Source organism: Nonomuraea turcica (genome assembly GCF_030718205.1).
In the GTDB taxonomy this organism is placed as follows: Bacteria; Actinomycetota; Actinomycetes; order Streptosporangiales; family Streptosporangiaceae; genus Nonomuraea.
Window position 1 is genome coordinate 847012 of sequence record NZ_JAUZQF010000001.1, and the last position, 16903, is coordinate 863914.

General features: G+C 66.3%; 17 protein-coding genes and 1 tRNA gene. 4 read left to right on the forward strand and 14 right to left on the reverse strand.

The window, feature by feature from the left end; translation table 11 throughout:
- Positions 1 to 2: 2 nt before the first annotated feature.
- Together Q9G87_RS04525 and Q9G87_RS04530 are read right to left on the reverse strand one after the other, a co-directional pair.
- Positions 3 to 1049: a S66 family peptidase gene (locus Q9G87_RS04525; RefSeq protein ID WP_305914882.1), complete on the reverse strand. Its 1047-nt coding sequence runs from the start codon at positions 1047 to 1049 to the stop codon at positions 3 to 5.
- Positions 1050 to 1374: 325 nt separating this feature from the next.
- On the reverse strand, positions 1375 to 3162 hold the full coding sequence (locus Q9G87_RS04530; RefSeq protein ID WP_305914883.1) for a bifunctional metallophosphatase/5'-nucleotidase: 1788 nt from the start codon (positions 3160 to 3162) through the stop codon (positions 1375 to 1377).
- 107 nt (positions 3163 to 3269) lie between these two features.
- On the opposite strand from Q9G87_RS04530, the gene mshD reads away from it, so the two are divergent.
- Positions 3270 to 4172, forward strand: a complete 903-nt coding sequence (gene mshD / locus Q9G87_RS04535) for a mycothiol synthase (RefSeq protein ID WP_305914884.1) — start codon at positions 3270 to 3272, stop codon at positions 4170 to 4172.
- Positions 4173 to 4175: 3 nt separating this feature from the next.
- On the opposite strand, the gene Q9G87_RS04540 is transcribed toward mshD, so the two are convergent.
- The 3 genes from Q9G87_RS04540 to dcd form a co-directional block, all read right to left on the reverse strand.
- The gene (locus Q9G87_RS04540) at positions 4176 to 5198 is read right to left on the reverse strand and encodes an inorganic phosphate transporter (protein ID WP_305914885.1); all 1023 of its coding nucleotides are present in this window, start codon (positions 5196 to 5198) and stop codon (positions 4176 to 4178) included.
- Positions 5199 to 5203: 5 nt separating this feature from the next.
- Positions 5204 to 5821, reverse strand: coding sequence for a DUF47 domain-containing protein (locus tag Q9G87_RS04545; RefSeq protein WP_127939425.1), 618 nt, complete (start codon positions 5819 to 5821; stop codon positions 5204 to 5206).
- Positions 5822 to 6070: 249 nt separating this feature from the next.
- The gene (gene dcd / locus Q9G87_RS04550) at positions 6071 to 6646 is read right to left on the reverse strand and encodes a dCTP deaminase (RefSeq protein WP_305914886.1); all 576 of its coding nucleotides are present in this window, start codon (positions 6644 to 6646) and stop codon (positions 6071 to 6073) included.
- Between the two features lie 99 nt (positions 6647 to 6745).
- Between dcd and Q9G87_RS04555 the strand changes: the two genes are divergently transcribed.
- A tRNA-Gly gene (locus tag Q9G87_RS04555) sits at positions 6746 to 6816 on the forward strand.
- A gap of 106 nt (positions 6817 to 6922) precedes the next feature.
- On the opposite strand, the gene Q9G87_RS04560 is transcribed toward Q9G87_RS04555, so the two are convergent.
- The 9 genes from Q9G87_RS04560 to Q9G87_RS04600 all read right to left on the reverse strand — a co-directional run bounded on the left by Q9G87_RS04560 (position 6923) and on the right by Q9G87_RS04600 (position 14392).
- Positions 6923 to 8266, reverse strand: coding sequence for a tyrosine-type recombinase/integrase (locus Q9G87_RS04560; RefSeq protein ID WP_305914887.1), 1344 nt, complete (start codon positions 8264 to 8266; stop codon positions 6923 to 6925).
- Entirely contained in the window at positions 8266 to 8472 is a 207-nt protein-coding gene (locus Q9G87_RS04565; RefSeq protein ID WP_225271124.1) for a helix-turn-helix domain-containing protein, read from the reverse strand. The genes Q9G87_RS04560 and Q9G87_RS04565 overlap by 1 nt, the downstream gene beginning before the upstream one ends.
- A 12-nt stretch (positions 8473 to 8484) precedes the next feature.
- Complete coding sequence (locus Q9G87_RS04570; protein WP_305915130.1) at positions 8485 to 10014, reverse strand: replication initiator; 1530 nt, start codon at positions 10012 to 10014, stop codon at positions 8485 to 8487.
- A gap of 178 nt (positions 10015 to 10192) precedes the next feature.
- Positions 10193 to 11602 carry an FtsK/SpoIIIE domain-containing protein gene (locus tag Q9G87_RS04575; protein WP_305914888.1) on the reverse strand — a complete coding sequence of 470 codons (1410 nt, stop codon included), beginning with the start codon at positions 11600 to 11602 and terminating at the stop codon, positions 10193 to 10195.
- 88 nt (positions 11603 to 11690) lie between these two features.
- On the reverse strand, positions 11691 to 11993 hold the full coding sequence (locus Q9G87_RS04580) for a hypothetical protein (RefSeq protein ID WP_305914889.1): 303 nt from the start codon (positions 11991 to 11993) through the stop codon (positions 11691 to 11693).
- Complete coding sequence (locus Q9G87_RS04585; protein WP_305914890.1) at positions 11990 to 12265, reverse strand: hypothetical protein; 276 nt, start codon at positions 12263 to 12265, stop codon at positions 11990 to 11992. The genes Q9G87_RS04580 and Q9G87_RS04585 overlap by 4 nt, the downstream gene beginning before the upstream one ends.
- The gene (locus Q9G87_RS04590; RefSeq protein WP_305914891.1) at positions 12265 to 12678 is read right to left on the reverse strand and encodes a plasmid replication, integration and excision activator; all 414 of its coding nucleotides are present in this window, start codon (positions 12676 to 12678) and stop codon (positions 12265 to 12267) included. Before Q9G87_RS04590 ends, Q9G87_RS04585 begins: the two co-directional genes overlap by 1 nt.
- 506 nt (positions 12679 to 13184) lie before the next feature.
- A complete protein-coding gene (locus Q9G87_RS04595; protein ID WP_305915131.1) occupies positions 13185 to 13916 on the reverse strand; it encodes a GntR family transcriptional regulator in 732 nt (243 codons plus the stop codon).
- A 185-nt stretch (positions 13917 to 14101) separates the two neighbouring features.
- Positions 14102 to 14392: a hypothetical protein gene (locus Q9G87_RS04600; RefSeq protein WP_305914892.1), complete on the reverse strand. Its 291-nt coding sequence runs from the start codon at positions 14390 to 14392 to the stop codon at positions 14102 to 14104.
- 318 nt (positions 14393 to 14710) lie between these two features.
- On the opposite strand from Q9G87_RS04600, the gene Q9G87_RS04605 reads away from it, so the two are divergent.
- On the forward strand, positions 14711 to 15583 hold the full coding sequence (locus tag Q9G87_RS04605) for a DUF5919 domain-containing protein (protein WP_305914893.1): 873 nt from the start codon (positions 14711 to 14713) through the stop codon (positions 15581 to 15583).
- Positions 15580 to 16404, forward strand: a complete 825-nt coding sequence (locus tag Q9G87_RS04610; RefSeq protein ID WP_305914894.1) for an inositol monophosphatase family protein — start codon at positions 15580 to 15582, stop codon at positions 16402 to 16404. The genes Q9G87_RS04605 and Q9G87_RS04610 overlap by 4 nt, the downstream gene beginning before the upstream one ends.
- Positions 16405 to 16903: the final 499 nt, after the last annotated feature.

Consider the following 16903-nt stretch of genomic DNA (forward strand, 5'->3'; position numbering starts at 1 on the left):
GCTCAGTAGGCGACCGTGATCGCGCGGGCGGGGCCGTCGAGGCGGATTCGGCCACCGTACGGGATCACCAGTTTCGGGTCGGTGTGCCCGAAGTCGACGTCGAAGACGATCAGCGCGTCGTCGTTGTACTCGGCGAACGCACGCAGCACCGCCTCCCGCTGATCCCGCGCGTACATGATCCGCTCCTCAGGAGTGGTGCGGCGCTCGAGCGACCAGCCCCGGGCACGCCCGACCATGACGCCGCCGAAGCGCCGCAGCAGCCCACGCTCGCCCATGCAGCGCAGGATCCGGTAGACCTCCGTGGCGCTCGGCATCGCCTCCGAGGTCTCGAAGAACAGCACCCCGCCCTCGTGCTCGCCGGCCGGCCGGATCGCGCGGCCGGCCATCAGCAGCCACGACAGAATCTCGAGGCATCCGCCCCAGCTCACGCCCTCGACGACCCGGTCCGCGTTGTGCCAGGTCCAGCCGTCCGGGCACGGCGTCATCGGCGGCTCGCTCGCGAACGTCTCGGGCTCGTCCCACGGCCGGTCCACGTCGGTGTAGGCGGTGGCCGCCCGCAACTCGTACGGACCGCTGGTGAACAGCGCGGCGTGCAGCGACTCCGCGGTGAGCGGATGCATCGCCCCCGCCCGGCCGAACTCGGTCATGACCGCGCCGCCGTGGTATCCGACGATCCCGAGATCCCAGAGGAAGGCCAGCATGTTGGTGGCGTCGCTGTAGCCGAAGAACGGCTTCGGATGGGCCTTCAGCAGGTCGCGGTCGAGGTGGGCCAGCACGGTGATCTGGTCGTCGCCGCCGATGCTGCTGATCACGGCGGCAATGTCCGGGTCGGCGAAGGCGGCATGAAGATCCCTGGCACGGTCGGCCGGCGACGACCCCATCCTGCGGGTCGTCGGATACTCCACGGGGATCAGGCCGAAGTCGTCGCGCAGCCGCCGCAACCCCAGCTCGTACGGCATCGGGAAGAGCTCCGGCAGTCCGGCGGACGGCGACACGACCGCCACCCGGTCACCGGGCTTCGGCTTGCCGGGGTAGGAGGGGGTGTGCATGAAAGTATCTTCCCGGACTCCCACCAACGGTGGCCATCGTCTTTCCCCGGGTCGGCCGCGCGCGGGCGGCATACTGAGAAAGCGCAGGCATCGTTCTGATTCCCCTGCGCCCGCCCGGCACGAGCGTCACACTGTTCCCTGCGGCCACGCACGTGCTCCCTTCCGTCCCCGGACGATGCCCCTCCAAGGAACACGTGCGGGCCGTCGCGGTTGCCGGACACGTGGTGGAACAGGCGTTACGGCGGAACGGGCCGACCTCGCAGGCCGCCGCGACGGCGGGAAAGCACCGTCGCGGCGGCCCCATCGGAGGCCTGCAAGAGAGGCGTCAGTCGATCACGGTGATGCGGTTGGTGGCGGGCGGCGCGGTGGGGCTGTTGGCGCCGAGGTAGTCGACGAAGGCGTCGATGTCCAGCGGCCCGCTCCACAGCTCCGTACCGTCCCGGAAGGCGACGAACGCGTCACCGCCGCCCACCAGGAAGTTGTTCGCCGCGACCCGGATGGTCTGCGCGTCCGTCACCGGCACTCCGTCGATCTTCATGTTCGACACCTTGGAGCCCCAGGCGGCGCTCCGGCTGTAGGTGTAGGTGAAGTTGGCCGAGGGCTGCAGGATCTTGGTGAACGCCTGGTTGTTGGGCCCGCCGGTGAACTGCTGCTCCAGCACCGTCTTCAGCTGGGCACCCGTCAGGGTCACGACCTGCATGAGGTTGTTGAACGGCTGCGTGGCGAACGCCTCACCGTACGTCACGACGCCGTCGCCCTCGTTCGCCGGCGAGGTCGCGTACGTCAGCGGCTCCCGTACACCGCCCGGGTTCATCAGGGCGATCTGCGCGTTGCCGCCGGTCTTGGTGGCGGCCAGCTGGGCGTCGGCGATGAGGTCGCCGAGCGGGGTCTCGCCGGAGGGGGCGGCCATGTTGGCGACGTCGGTGGTGATCGTGCCGACCGGCTTGTTGGCGACCGGACCGACGCGGTTCTTCCACGTCTGCACGAAAGCGGAAATTTCAGGATCAGGAGCAACCGTCCGCGTGACCACGTGGTTGTCCGCCACGACCGAGGCCCGCTCGATGTCACGGGTCCGGACATTGACGTTCATGTCCACCTGCGTGATGACGCGGCCGAACGAGCCACCCTGCGAGTAGACGCGATCGTTGCCCGCCGGGTCCTTGACCTTGCACAGGTACGCCTGGTGCGAGTGCCCGCTGAGCACGAGGTCGACCTCGGCATCCACCTGTGTGGCGATGCGGTTGCCGACGCCCGGGATGGCGCTGCACGCGTCCGGCGACTGGCCGGTGGTCACCTGGTCGCCTTCGTGCACGAGCACGACCTGCGCCTTGACGCCCACCAGCTTGAGCAGCTTGGAGGCGACGTTCGCGGCCTTGACCTCGTCCACGAACTTGAGGTCCTTGATGCCCTCGGTCGTGACGATGCTCGGCGTGGTCTGCGTGACGAGTCCGATGAAGCCGATCGGCACGCCGTTCATCCACTTGACGCTGACCGGCGGCAACGCGGGCACGCCCCAGTCGGCCAGCAGCTGCTTGACCTCCGACTGCTTGGCGCCCAGCGCGGACAGGGCGTCGGTCTTCTCGTTGGGGTTCTTGAACAGCACGTTCGCGCCGACGTAGTCGAATTTGGCGCCCTTCCACTCGCCAGCCGGCGAGCAGCCGTCGACCGGGTGGCAGCCGCCGTCCATGATGCGGCGCAGCTCGGCGTACCCCTCGTCGAACTCGTGGTTGCCCACCGCGGCCACCTTGAGTCCCAGCTTGTCCATGAACTCGATGGACGGCTCGTCGTGGTACGCCGCCGAGATCAGCGGCGTCGCCCCGATGAGGTCACCCTGGGCCACCGCGATGGTGTTCGGGTCGGCCAGGGCCTTCATGTGCGCGGCGACGTAGGCGGCGCCGCCGGCGTCGACGGTCTGCCCGTGCTCGTCCACCATGCGGCCGGAGGACCCGGTGGGAGGCTCGAGGTGACCGTGGAAGTCGTTGAGCGCGAGCAGCCGTACGGGAACCGTACTCGGCGGGGCCTTGCTTGCGTCCGCCGGGAGGGTGGCGAGCAGGACCGCTCCCGACGTGACGGCTCCGGCGAGCGCCAGCCGGAGTAAGGAACGAGACGTCATGGCCTTAGACGTTAGGGCCGGAAGCTACGCGGCCAATGTCGCAAAGATAACGATTTGTCGGGAGATCTCATGGCGTTATTTGCCAGTCGTACGCCTAGAGTTCTCGTGTGAGTGCGCATGTGAAGATCAGGGAACGGCTGGACGATTCGGAGATCACCGAGGTGCTCGGCCTCGTGGAGGCGGCGACGGAGGCCGACGGCGTCCGCCCGCTCAACGAGCACGTGATGCTCCACCTGAGGTACGGCGGCGACCCCCAGGCGCGCTCGCTCCTGCTGTACGGGGACGCCTTGGCGGGCTATGCCCACGTCGATCCGACGGACGAGGTCGAGGGCCCGAGCGCCGAGCTGGTCATCCACCCGGCACACCGTCACCAGGGCCACGGCGCCGTCCTGCTGCGATCCGTGCTCGACCTGACCGGCGGCCGGGTGCGCCTGTGGGCACATGGCGACCACGCGGGCGCCGGTGCGCTGGCGGCGCAATTCGGCCTCGAACGCGCGCGCTCGCTCTGGCAGATGCGCCGCTCCCTGTTCGCCCCTTTGGAGGCGTTCGTGCTCCCGGAGGGGGTGCGGCTGCGGACGTTCGTCCCCGGACAGGACGAGGAGGCCTGGCTCAAGGTCAACGCCGCGGCCTTCGCCCATCACCCCGAGCAGGGCGCGTGGACGATGGACGACCTGCTGCGGCGCGAGCAGGAGCCGTGGTTCGACCCGGAGGGCTTCTTCCTGGCCTTCCGCGGCGACAAGCTGGCCGGCTTCCACTGGACGAAGATCCACGGCTCGTCCGAGCACGGTCACGAGCCGCTCGGCGAGGTCTATGTGGTCGGGGTCGACCCCTCGCAGCAGGGCACCGGCCTGGGCAAAGCGCTCACCCTGGCCGGCCTGAGCCACCTGCGCGCCCGCGGCCTCGCCCAGGCGATGCTGTACGTGGACGAGGCCAACACCTGGGCGATCAGGATGTACGAGTCCCTGGGCTTCGCCCGCTGGGACGTGGACGTGATGTACGCGGTCGCGTAGCGGTTATTCCACGATCGCGTGGAGGAGGAAATAGGAGACGGCGGCCACCGCGGCGGCGGCCGGAATGGTCAGGATCCAGGCGGTGATGATGTTGCCCGCCACGCCCCACCGCACGGCACTGAGCCGCTTGGTCGCGCCCACGCCCATGATCGCCGAAGTGATCGTGTGCGTGGTCGAGATCGGCGCGCCGAACCCGATGGCGGCCGCGTACAGGACAGTCGCCGCCGCCGACTCGGCCGCGAACCCCTGCGGCGGGTCGAGCGCGATGATGCGCCGCCCCAGGGTGCGCATGATGCGCCAGCCGCCCGCGTACGTGCCGAGGGAGATCGCACCCGCGGCGGCCAGGATGACCCACTGCGGGATGGGATCGTCCGGCGAGGCGAAGCCGCCGACGGTGAGGGACAGGAAGATCACACCCATGGTCTTCTGCGCGTCCTGCAGGCCGTGCCCGAGCGCCATGGCGGCGGCCGAGACGGTCTGCGAGTAACGGAAGCCGCGGTTGGTCTTGCCCGGCTGGCTGTTGCGGAAGATCCAGTAAATTGCGATCATGATCGCGGCGGCGAGGGTGAACCCGACCAACGGCGAGAGGATCATCGGGATGACGACCTTCTCGAGGACACCGTCCCAGTGCACGGCCTTGCCCCAGTCCGCGATTTTGGCGGAGGCCAGGGCCGAGCCCACCAGGCCACCGATGAGCGCATGACTGGAGGAAGAGGGCAGGCCGAAATACCAGGTGATCAGGTTCCAGGTGATCGCACCGATGAGCGCCGCGGCCACGATGACCAGACCGTGTGAACCGTTCGGCGCGTCGATGATGCCTTTGCCGACCGTCGAGGCGACCTGGGTGCCCAGGTGGGCGCCGATGAAGTTCATGGCCGCGGCCATGAACAACGCGGCCCTGGGGGTGAGGGCCCGGGTCGAGACGGAGGTCGCGATGGCGTTCGCCGCGTCGTGGAACCCGTTGGTGTAGTCGAAGATCAGAGCGACGACGACCACGCCGATGACGAGGGCGAGCGAGAGGTCCACTGGGCCTAGCTTTCTTTGACCGCGATGGACTCGACGGTGTTGGCCACGTGCTCGAAGGCGTCGGCCGCCTCCTCGAGGGCGTCGACGACCTCCTTCATCTTCATGACCGTGAGGGCGTCGTACTCGCCGCTGAACAGCTTGGCCAGCAGTCTCCTGTAGACCTGGTCGCCCTGGTTCTCCAGGCGGTTGACCTCGATCCAGTATTCGTTGAGGTTTTTCATCGACCGCAGCCGCGGCATGGCCTCGGCCGTCAGCTCCGCGGCCCGCTCCAGGACCTCGACCTGCCTGACCACGTCTTTGGGCAGGTGATCGAGCTGGTAGAGGACGATGAGGTCGGAGGCGGCCTCCATGGCGTCCATCACGTCGTCGAGGTTGGATGCGAGGCGGTAGATGTCCTCGCGGTCGAACGGAGTGATGAAACTCTCATTGAGCCGGTTCATGATCGCATGAGTGCGTTCGTCACCGGCGTGCTCGCAAGCGCGCATCTTCTCGGCCAGGGCTTCCCTGTCCGAGCCCTCACTGATGATCTCCACCAGCAAGCGCGATGCGGTGACCAGGTTGTTCGCCGAATCGGCGAACAGGTCGTAGTAGCTGTCCTCACGTGGCGTGAGACGCAGGCGCACGTCGTTCTCCAGCTGTGCGGGGATGGTCCGTGAAGAGGGTACGGCCTACCAGGCGAAATGCGAACTTCATCTCTCCTTCGCCTAATGGCTACCCGCCGTATGTTGCGCAACACCGGGATTGCGGGTACTTCTGGGGCTTTTTGCTGCTCGCACGCCTTCCCATCAGCACGTACGACCCCGCCGAAGGCCTGAGACCAGCCCTCCGATCACCTCAATGTTCTCTTTGTGTTCACCTTCCGTTCATTTTGTTCATATCTTCGTGCGGTGGAAGTTCCGGAACGACCGGGACGGCGTCGGCCCCCGCTGGCCCTGGTAGCGCGACCCGTACTTGGCGGACCCGTACGGATGCTCGGCCGGCGAGCTGAGCTTGAACACGCACAGCTGCCCGATCTTCATCCCCGGCCACAGCTTGATCGGCAACGTCGCCACGTTCGACAGCTCCAGCGTCACATGCCCGCTGAACCCCGGATCAATGAACCCGGCCGTCGAGTGCGTCAACAACCCGAGCCGCCCCAGCGAGCTCTTCCCCTCCAGTCGCGACGCCAGATCATCGGGCAGCGTGATCACCTCGTACGTGGAGGCCAGCACGAACTCGCCCGGATGCAAGATGAACGGCTCGTCCCCGGGGGGCTCCACCATACGCGTGAGATCCGGCTGCTCGATCGACGGGTCGATGTGCGGGTACCGATGGTTCTCGAACACCCGAAAGAACCGGTCAAGCCGCACATCGATGCTGGAGGGCTGGATCATCTCCCGATCGAAGGGGTCAAGCATGAGCCGGCCGGTGTTGATCTCGGCAAGGATGTCGCGGTCAGATAGCAGCACGGAGAGCAACTTACCGTCCGGGTGGAAACTGCGCGGGCTCGGGATTGCTGTTGTGGGGCAAGTTTCCGCTACAGTGGAGGGCGCGACTTCGGGTCGTGCGCGGGTGTAGTTCAATGGCAGAACATCAGCTTCCCAAGCTGACAGCGCGGGTTCGATTCCCGTCACCCGCTCTCAGCCAGAAAGCCCAGGTAGACCGATGGATTCGGTACCTGGGCTTCGTTGTTTTCTAGGGGCGTTGATCTCCGCGTGCCATTAGCGTGCCATTAGGGCTCGTGGTCACCCGGCGGGGACCAGCAGGCCGGGCGGGTCGTCGTCGTCCTCGTCGCGTGCCCGTTCGTGCCCGATCAGATGCTTGTCGATGGCTTCGGTGATCAGTTTGTCGGCTCCCCGGACGGCGTGCTGATAGATCATCGCGGCGCGGACGTTGTCGTGTCCCATGCGTGCCATGAGGTCCTTGAGGCCCGCGCCCGAGTCCGCTGCGATCATGTTTCCCGTGTGACGGAGATCATGGAAGTGCAGCCCCGGGACGCCGATCGCCCGTACGGCCTCTATCCAGCCGGACAGCTTGTTGAACCCGCTCCGGCGCATGGGGCTGCCCTTGACTCCGGTGAAGACCAGAGATCCGGCTTCGGGCTTCACGTAGAGCCGCAGGTGCTCTCGTAGGGCTGGGATGATCGCCTGCGGGATACCCACGATACGCTTGCCAGCCTTGGACTTGGGCGGACCAAGAACCAGCTCGCCAGTGGAGCGTTCCACATAGGCCAGGCGCACCCGGACCGTACCCGCGTCGAGGTCGAGGTCTGCTCGGGTCAGCGCGGTGATCTCGCCCCATCGCAGGCTCGCGAAGGTGGCCAGGAGCACGAAGGCCCTGTACCGCCGATCGTGCGTGCTGTCGGCCTGCCCGGTGTCGATCATCCGCCACAGCGCCCGCTCGGCTTCCGCTCGCGTCGGGAAGACCTCCGGATACGTCCGCATCTCCCCATGCCGCTGGAACCGGATGCGGTGCCCCTCACCTCTCTTGAGCCCTCGAATGCTGCCCACCGGGCGGCGCCCGACCTTGTCCGCCAGCTCGAAGACCTGCCCCACGGACAGGACCGGTCGCTCTTCGGCGTGCTCGTCGCCGGCCCCGCGGATCCTGCACGGGTTGCGGGAGATGATCCGGTCGTCCTCGGCCGCCGTCATGAGCACGGCGCGGAGGAGCCGGTACGCCTTGGCCGCCATGCTCACCGAGACGCCCTTGCCGAGCAGATCCGCCCGCCACTGCCGGATCATCGCCGTGGAGAGCTTGCCGAGCGAGACGTTGCCGAGATACGGCGTGATGTGCTTCTTGAGCAGCCAGCGATAGAGGTCGATCGTCCTCGGCCGGAGCCCAGGACGCTGGTCGATCCAGGTTGCCGAATACTCCGCGAGCTTGACTTTGGCCCGCTCGGGGTCGGTCCACGTCCCAGCGAGGATCTTTCCCTCGATCAGGGTCAGCGCCCGGTCTGCGTCGCCCTTGCGCTCGTAGGTCTCCTCACCAGTTCTGATGCGCCCGTCCGGTCCGGGGTAGCGGATCTGGAAGCGTCCCGAGGGCAGCTTGCGGATGTTGCCGAAACGGCGGTGGTTGTCCTTGTTGGCCATCAGGCGGCCCTCCCCGTTGCGTCGAAGGTCGTCATGGGCGCGACGGTCCCGGCGACGACGAAGGCGATCAGTGCGGACTCTCGGATGCGGACGTGCCGCCCGACCTTGACGAACTCGATCCGGCGTTCGGCGATCAGTCGGCGGACGAAGCGAACCGAGGTGCTGAGCAGTTCGGCCGCTTCCGGGACGGTGAACAGTTGGTCCAAGATCTCCTCCTCTCAGGCTGCCTGCGGAGTTGCCGAAAGTTCTTCGAGGCGTCTCAGGTGGGCGCGCCATCGCTGCCGTTCGGCGATGGACCTGAAGAGCCGGACGCCGATCGGAGCGACCTCGGGATCGCCCGGCCTGACCGGTTGCCAGACGTAGCGGTGTGGGTCGGTGGGTTCGTCGGCCTGGCCGAGCGCTTCCAGGACCCAGGTGCGGCGGTCCTGCTTGTGTTCGGCGAGCGTCTTGTTGCTCCACTTCCGGGAGACGAGGACCCGGCGACCGGCGTAGCCGAGGTGTTCGGGCTTGTGAGCCTTGGACCGGCAGCGGCCGGGAACCATCCCCGGCTTGGCGTTCTTGGGCTGAACGCCGTACCGGAGCCAGTTCGGGCAGGTCGGTGAGCACGGCTCGTAGCGGAGGGCATCGACGAAGCGGGCCGCGTGCTCCCGCTGAGCCTGACCGTCCAGGGTCTCGCCGAGGCTCTTCGTCAGGTACTTGGACAGGTACCGGATGCACTGATCGGCGTCCGGCGACCCGGCGAGCACGCCCTTGACGTCCACCTGATCGCCGAAGCGGATCACGTGCATGGGCTCGTCGTCGAGCTGGTCGAGTGCTTCGTCCCAGGTGCGTAGGACCTCGCCCGTCTCTGGGTCCACGTAGCCGTCGTTCCAGATGGGCAGGTGGTCACCCTCGAAACGGACTTCATCCGCCTGAGGCCACCAGACCTGGTGATAGGTCGCCGCCGCGATCTGCTTCATCTCGGCGCGCGGCAGGGTGCCCCGGACGGCCATGTGCAGATGCGGAGCGAGCCGCTTCTGAGGTTCCACCGTGGCGAAGTACTGCACGTCATAGCCAGCGACCCGGCGAAGGTTCTGCACGAACCGATCCACGAGCTTGGAGAAGTGCAGCGCGTCACGGGCCGCCCGAACGTAGTCGTACGTGTCCGGATCGACGGGGGAGCCGTTCATGACCTTGCCGTAGCTCGGCAGGGTGAGCGTGACGAACAGAGAAGGCCGGTAGGTCCTGCCGTCTGACGCCTCGAAGGTCCGCCCCAGAGTCGTGCTGGCCATCTTCCGCTTCGGCAGGTCAGGCGCGTCCTGGCGGCGCTTGGTGGAGCGGACGCGCTTGGACCCTGTACGACCGAGCACGTTGCCGCGCATCCCGGCCTCGTTGATCTCGATGTCGAGCCCGGTGAGCACGGCGTCCAAGTCGGAGGTGTCGCCGCCGGCCCTTTCCTCCTCGTCGCGCTTGGCCTGCATGTCGGCCCGGAACTCGACAAGCCAGCGCTGCCCATCGGTCGCCTCGTCGGGCGTGATGATCGGCTCCTCATCGAGGTGCCATCCCTCCCGGCACTGCGCCATCCGGAGCTGCCGGTTGCGCTTGGCGCACGGAGGACACTTGCTCTCCAGCGGTGAGCCGCACGGGACATCGACGATCTCTGACTTGCCGGTCGTCATGTCGAGCCGCTTGAGCGCCACGGGACGGATGCAGACGCCGTGAAGCTTGGCGATCTCCTCGGCCACGTCGCGGGCGAGCGGTTGAGCCATGCGGATGGCTCGCAGAGTCTTGCGGTCGTTCAACGGACCTCCTCTCCAACCTCGGGGAACGTGAGCGCGATCTGTCCGCACTCGGAGCACTCGACCAGGCCGCGCATCGCGTCGAGCCAGAGAACATTCAGAGCACGGCACGAAGCGCAGCGGAGGCCGTCGAGGAAGTGAGCCAGTGTCATCGGACCTCACCGACCATCGCGCGGATGTCGTCGTCGGAGACGTACGCGGCCCGTACGCGGATCGGATCGGGACTGGTCTCCAGCCGGACGTATCCGACGCCCGCGCCCCGTTCTGGACGAGGGGAGATGCGGTCGGCCAGCGCGCCGCGATCCCTTGCCCCGTCACCGAGCACCATGTCCACCTGCTCCGACTCATCGAGCCGCAGAGCGATCTTGTCCGGGAAGAGGTTGCGGATGTTCATGACCTCCTTGCGAGGGTCCTGGAGAGCCGCCAGGACGCCGACGCCGACCGCGCGGCCTTGAGTGGTCAGCGTGGCCAGGGCAGCCGAGATGCGTTGCCTGAGCTGCCTGTCGGACTGGTAGGCGGTCAGGAACGCCACCTCATCGACCACGACCAGGACGAACGGGTCGTCGAGAGTGGGTGTGTGTGATCGTTGAACCCCGGCGAAACGAGCCGCACGCTTCTGCATGACGCTCACGGCCTCGTCGAGCAGGTCAGCGCAGTCAGCGGGATCCGCCGCGTACCGGCCGCCGAAGAGGGCCCTGCCGTACGACAGCTCCATCAGCTTCGGGTCGAGCGCCCAGATCTCGACCAGGCCCGCATGCAGGGCTGGCATGAGGCCACGAATCGCTGACCAGATGATCGAGCCCTTGCCCGCCCCAGTGGCACCGGCGACGAGGACATGAGTCCCGTGCAGCCGGAGGAGCCACGGCGAGCCGTCCTCTTGCCTGCCGATCTCGACCGGCCCGACAGTCGGTGTGTCTGGGACGGGAAGCGCGGCTATCGGCGTGGCCAGCGGATCGTGACGCGGGAAGGTCAGCACGAGCTGACCGGCCCTGGCCACCGCGACGCGGCAGCTCTCCGACCCGAAGCCGTGGGACAGGTTCTCGATCCTGTCGGACCAGTCCTTGACCGCTTGGCCGTCGAGCATGCGGACGGTGAGCCGATCGGCCCAGGAGTCGGAGGTGACCTTGACCAGCCGCGGGATGTACTCCCGTCCGCGTATGTGCCGGGCCAGCCCGGCGACGGTCATGACCGGCTGCCAGTGTCGCCGATAGATCCAGAACCAGCGTGCGAAGGCGACCAGCCGCCAGCCGATCCACCGCGCGAACGTCGGCCTGTCGAGGATCGCCCAGGCGCCCATGGCCACGAGAGCGGGAACGACGAGCAGCAGCGCGACGCGCCAGCCGTACACGAGGCAGAGCCCAGCAGGAACGGCGATCGCCGCCAGCGCGACGGGATGCCGCCAGACCAGACGGAAGAGGCCGGCTACGAACCGGGCGATGAAGATGACCAGAGTGATGATGGCCGGGGTCTGCACCACGGCCGGTTTGAAGACCACCGCCGTGTCAGGGGTGGTCGAGACGATGCGGTGCGGCTCGTCGCCGGGCATCCTCTTGAACATTAGGGTGAAGTCCTTCCATGCATGTCGCGTGTGTGCGGAAGACCGAGGGGCCGCCGGAAGTTGCCGCTTCCTGCGGCCCCGCTGAGCATCAGGCCGCCTCGCCGTCGGTGGCCTTGCCTGACTCGCCGGAGTGCAGCCGCTCGCAGTCAGCCAGATAGCGAGCGGCGGCGTTGAAGACCTCGCGAGCAACGGTCAGGTCGTTATCGGTCACCGGTCCCGACGTCGAGACGGTCACCGAGGCGTCCTGGGTGTCGAGGTCGAAGCAGGGCTTGCCGTTCTCCCCGAGCCAGGCACGCGCCCGCAGCTCCGCCGAGCAGAAGGCGATGCTGAACCGCGACGGCTGACCGGGACGTAGGGAGACGGTGACGTAGGTGTACGGGCTGAGCGTCATCGACCCGCCACCCCCAGACCGTTCGGGAGGCCGTGGAACATGCGCTCCACCGCTCTGGCGAACATGGCGGCCTCTCGCGCCAGAGTCCGAGCGAACTCGACGTCGTCGAGGGTGACGTGATCGTTGGCCGACGTGGTGACGAGCACCTGCGTACCGCCGAAGACGAGCCCCAGGACCGGCGACCGCTGCGGGTACGGATGGTTCCGTGGGTCAGCGCCCTGACCGACCTTGAGCGCGATCGTGCTGACCGGACGGGCCTTCCGCCGCCCCATCACGCTGCGTCCTTGGTAGCGGTCGTCGCCCTACCAGCCGGACGAGGAGCGCGCATCTCGCGAACCTTGATCGAGTACGCCAGCCTTCCGGCCTGGTTGACGTACGGGGTGGCGGTCATCTGGTCGAACTCGACCGGCGTGAACGGCAGCCCGGCCATAGGAGCCGGAGGAACCGGCTGAGTCGGGCTGAGCAGCTTGACGGAGACGGTCTTCTGAGCCGCCTTGAGCGTCGGGTCGGCATCCATGACGCTGACCTGCCAGACGAGCTCTCCGCTCTGCTTGTCGCGGGTCTGGACGAAGCGCCCGTTGGTCGAGGCATCGAAGTCCTTGACGGGCTCGACGTCGCCCACGATGTAGCAGCCGTGCGGGAAGACCATGTCGAACGTGACGGGGATGGGACCTTGCAGTGCCATGAGGCTTGCTCCTAGCTTGTCGTCTTGTCGCTAACTCGTCTTGTCGAGTTGTCATGAAAGTACCCGCAGGTCAGGGACTTGACAACACGAGTTAGCGGGATTTCTTCAAGATCTTTTAGGGGGCCATGACAAATCCATCCATAAGCCATTGCGGCATAGCGGATGGATCGGTTTAAATGACGATCAACTCCACGTGATCTCCAAAGCTCGTGCGGGGACCATGTGGCAGTCGCGCCGATATGGGACCGTGCAAGGAGTGCGAGATCTCGAAATTACGGTACGACCTCAATCATGCCCGCGACATGTCGCTCAAGAGTGAGCCCGACGATGAAGCCATGAGGCCGCCGCCTGGCGGTCGTGGGGTAGATATCGTCAAGATCAAAGCCCGTGCCCGACAACTGGCTAGACGTAGGCTGACGAATCAGGAAGAAAAATCCCAAAGATGGAGAATCGCCCTTATTCGGGCTGAGTGCAGCGAGCAGGAGCGCCGCAGAAATGGGCTCTGACTAGAGCGAGTAAGAGTCCTCTAGCTCGTGAAGGTCCCCGGGGAGCACCAGATCCACGACGAGTACGGGCCGTCCTCCGCCATTGAACACGCTCGCCAGAACACCGAGAACGGGCGCGCTCTTGCGAATCTCCATGAGCTTGGCCTCGTCGGTTGAAGGGTGCCTTGCGCTCAGTCGTTCGACGACGTGTTGGAGCTTGAGGCCCTTGCTCGCTCGCAGATGTTCCCTGATGCCGGCACTAAGGGGCTGCGCGTCGCCGAGCTGCGTCCCCTCGGCCCGTTGAGCCGGACACCACACGGTGAACAGATCCGTGGGTCGCTCATCATCACGGAAGAGGACGCGGCGCCGTACGACCGTGGACCCCTCCGGCACGTCCAACAGCTTGGCGATTGCCGCACTGGCTGCCAATGATCCGGCGTCGATGACCGTGCTGTTCTCGTCGGCTTCCACACGGTCCAGGACGGCGCGGCCCGGACGGTGGTTCTGGCTGGACGCGCCCGGCGGAGCCGCCTTCACGAAGGAGCCCTTGCCATGTTCCCGCTCGATGACGCCGCGGAGCTGGAGAACCTGGAGTGCGCGGACGACCGTTGGGCGGCTCACCTTGAAGTCTCGAACAAGCTGCGTCTCGGAGGGCAGCAGAGAGCCGGGCGGATAGGTCCCGTCCGCGATCTTTTGCCTGATCGTCTGCACGATCTGGGCGTACTTCGGGGGCGCGAACTCTTCAGACGACATGACGACCACCCAACAACTCGACTTGTCGTAAAGCCTAGTTCGAGTTGGACGGCCTGTCTCCCCCTCAACTACAGGAAGCGTACGAACTGGTGGAGGAACCATCTGACTGCGCTACAGACAGCCCCTCCACCAGCACCAAGACGCGACGGAATGGCACCCCTGTACTCGCCAACCGCCGCGCCCGCCTATCGAGCCTCGCCATTGAGGAGGGCAATCCAGGCGTCCTGTGCCTCCTTGGATCGCCAGCGATACGTCTCGTGAATCTGCTGCACCACTCCATCGAGACGCGTAGTCCGACGGATGTAGACAAGGCCACCCTCGCGACACCGTTCGTAGATGATGTCCTCGCACTCGCAGGTGAACTCGATCACGCGCGGCGGACCCTGCTCGCGGACCACCTCCCGCCAGACCAGGCGCATGCAGTCTGGCCGAAGCGGACCAACGTGAGGCGCAAAGCAGCCGACGTAGACGTTCACAGCAACGCACCCGCCCGTCCGGTCCCGCTGCACCGCCAGCAGTCATCGCGGTGTCGGTCATCAGGAGCGGCGTCGCCTGAGTTGTTCTCGGCCACCACCACGGCCCGGCGGAGGCTGACGTACTTCCAGCCTCGCCCTGAGCAGGAGTTACACGGCGCAGTCATGCAACGAGGATTGCCGGAGGACCTGTCACGTCTCGATCGCTCCCGAGTACCGTCTGTAATCGACTCGTCTCTTTTCGTCTCCTCTTTGTCTCGTCCGAGACCGTCTCTGTCGCTAACCTGGGCTCATATGGCACCCCAGTCCGAGGCGCGGATCATGACTGACCAGCCGATCCTGTTGAAGACTCTCCTGACGCAACGCCACTGGCAGACCTACAGCACGTTCTGTAAGGAGTACGACAAGGCGGCCAAGAAGGTGGACCCGTCGTTGCAGGGCGGTTGGCCGAGCCGGGCACAGCTCCACCGATGGCTGAACGGGGAACTCAAGGGCTTGCCGTACTCGGGCCACTGCCGCGTCTTGGAAGCGATGTTCCCGGGCAGGTCGGCGAGCGAATTGTTCTCCACAACCGCCCCGGCGATTCCGGCGCAGCGGATAGAGCCGGAGCCAGCCAGAAGCGGCGGCCTCGACGCCGCAACCTGCTCCATGCCGCAGATGGCCGACGTAACGGCGGTATTCAGCAGCCGCTCGGCCTTCTCCTCCGCATATCCGGCATCCACGATGTTCGACGACGCGAAGGAAATCAGCGCAGCAGGCCTGTCGCTCAACATCCTCTGCCAGAGCTACCCCGATCATCAGCTCAGGCGTCTGCTGGACTCCGGTACGCTCATCCGCTGTCTCTTCCTCGACCCGAAGGGACAGGCCATCCGCGCCCGCGATGCAGAAGAGGGCTACACCGACAGCACCCTGACGACCCTCACGGCGCTCAACATCAGCATGCTGACCAGGCTGCGCGCTCGGCTCGACACCACGTCCGCCCAACGCCTTGAACTTCACGTCTACGACGAGACGATCCGATTCAATCTGATCATCGTGGACCGGGCGTTGTGCGTGGTCCAGCCGTACTTGCCGCAGGCACGCGGAGTCGATTCACCAACCTTTGTGATCAAGGACAACACCGCCGCAGAGGGGCTGTTCCCCATCTTCGACCAGGTGTTCAGGGATATGTGGGAGCGGAGCAAACCCGTATGACCATCGACGCCAGGACTCTTCTCCCCATCGCTGAGCGGGCCGTGTCGATCGCCAGCGAGATCATCCGCACCAAGGCTCCCGGCGTTGTCACCGCCAAAGGCGATCGGGACATGGCGACGGAGGTGGACTACGCCGTAGAACATGCCGTACGGGAGTTCCTGGCCCGCGAGACACCTGAGATCGGCTTCCTCGGCGAGGAGGAAGGCGTTAGCCACCCGGGCGACAGCCTGATGTGGGCGCTGGACCCCGTGGACGGAACGGCCAACTTCCTGCACGGCATCCCGCTCTGCGGTGTCTCCCTCGGGCTGATCGACAAGGACACGCCCGCACTCGGAGTGATCGACCTGCCGTTCCTCAACCTTCGCTACTCGGCGGCCGAGAATGTTGGCGCTACCGCCAACGGATCTGCCATCCAGGTAAGTGACGCCCGCGAGTTGCAGGCCGCGATCGTGGCGATCGGTGACTATGCCGTGGGGGAGAACGCCGACGAGCGAAACCGGCCACGGCTTGCCCTGACCCAAGAACTCGCTGCTCGTGTCCAGCGCATCCGGATGTTCGGCTCAGCCGCGATCGATCTCGCCTGGGTGGCAGACGGCAGGATCGATGCCAACATCATGCTCAGCAACAACCCGTGGGACACCGCAGCAGGAGTCGCCATCGCCCGAGAAGCCGGAGCGACTGTGGTCGATCTCGACGGCAGCCCGCACAGCATGAACGCTCACGCGACCATCGCAGCAAGCCCCAAACTCGTGGCAGACCTCGTGGAACTCATCGCCGAGGCCCGCAAGGCCGTGGTGCTCGATCGGAACATTGCCGAATAGTTCTTGTAGGTATCAAGCGGCGGCGCGCCGCGCCGCCGTACAGCGGCCCGTCGCTTGCCCGCCGCCCGGGCATGCGGCCTGGGGGCCGGTCCCGGGCGGCAGCAGCACGGACCGCCACGCCGATCGTGGCGCCCGCCGTACTGAGCAAGCTCACCGACCCCAGCGTCACGCCGCCGCACGAATGCAGCCCTACGATCGCCACGCGTGGGCTGGCCTCAGGTAGTGGCTGGGGGCGATCGACGATCCGGTGCTTCGTTCCTCAGCACCGGCTCACCGGATAGCGGTGTCCTCAGGTCGCGAAGCCAAGCATGTGGCTGCTGACTCGGTCGTGTCGTCGTAGGTAGACAGCGAGACAGCGGATCGTCTGTGCGCCCTTTCGGGATTTGACTGCTGCCCATACTCTGTGCCCTAGCAAGAACGATCATGCATCGAAAGCGGGAAACCCATGCATACCTGGGTCAGCACCGCAGGAGGTCCGCTAGGGCCTGTGTTGAGTCGT

What these genes read in the sequence shown, in the direction of transcription:
- Q9G87_RS04525 (WP_305914882.1), bottom strand. Translation starts at nt 1,049, where the DNA reads ATGCACACCCCCTCCTACCCCGGCAAGCCGAAGCCCGGTGACCGGGTG.
- Q9G87_RS04530 (WP_305914883.1), bottom strand. Translation starts at nt 3,162, where the DNA reads ATGACGTCTCGTTCCTTACTCCGGCTGGCGCTCGCCGGAGCCGTCACG.
- Q9G87_RS04560 (WP_305914887.1), bottom strand. Translation starts at nt 8,266, where the DNA reads ATGGCCAACAAGGACAACCACCGCCGTTTCGGCAACATCCGCAAGCTG.
- Q9G87_RS04570 (WP_305915130.1), bottom strand. Translation starts at nt 10,014, where the DNA reads ATGGCTCAACCGCTCGCCCGCGACGTGGCCGAGGAGATCGCCAAGCTT.
- Q9G87_RS04575 (WP_305914888.1), bottom strand. Translation starts at nt 11,602, where the DNA reads ATGTTCAAGAGGATGCCCGGCGACGAGCCGCACCGCATCGTCTCGACC.
- Q9G87_RS04580 (WP_305914889.1), bottom strand. Translation starts at nt 11,993, where the DNA reads ATGACGCTCAGCCCGTACACCTACGTCACCGTCTCCCTACGTCCCGGT.
- Q9G87_RS04585 (WP_305914890.1), bottom strand. Translation starts at nt 12,265, where the DNA reads ATGGGGCGGCGGAAGGCCCGTCCGGTCAGCACGATCGCGCTCAAGGTC.
- Q9G87_RS04590 (WP_305914891.1), bottom strand. Translation starts at nt 12,678, where the DNA reads ATGGCACTGCAAGGTCCCATCCCCGTCACGTTCGACATGGTCTTCCCG.
- Q9G87_RS04595 (WP_305915131.1), bottom strand. Translation starts at nt 13,916, where the DNA reads ATGTCGTCTGAAGAGTTCGCGCCCCCGAAGTACGCCCAGATCGTGCAG.
- Q9G87_RS04605 (WP_305914893.1), top strand. Translation starts at nt 14,711, where the DNA reads ATGACTGACCAGCCGATCCTGTTGAAGACTCTCCTGACGCAACGCCAC.
- Q9G87_RS04610 (WP_305914894.1), top strand. Translation starts at nt 15,580, where the DNA reads ATGACCATCGACGCCAGGACTCTTCTCCCCATCGCTGAGCGGGCCGTG.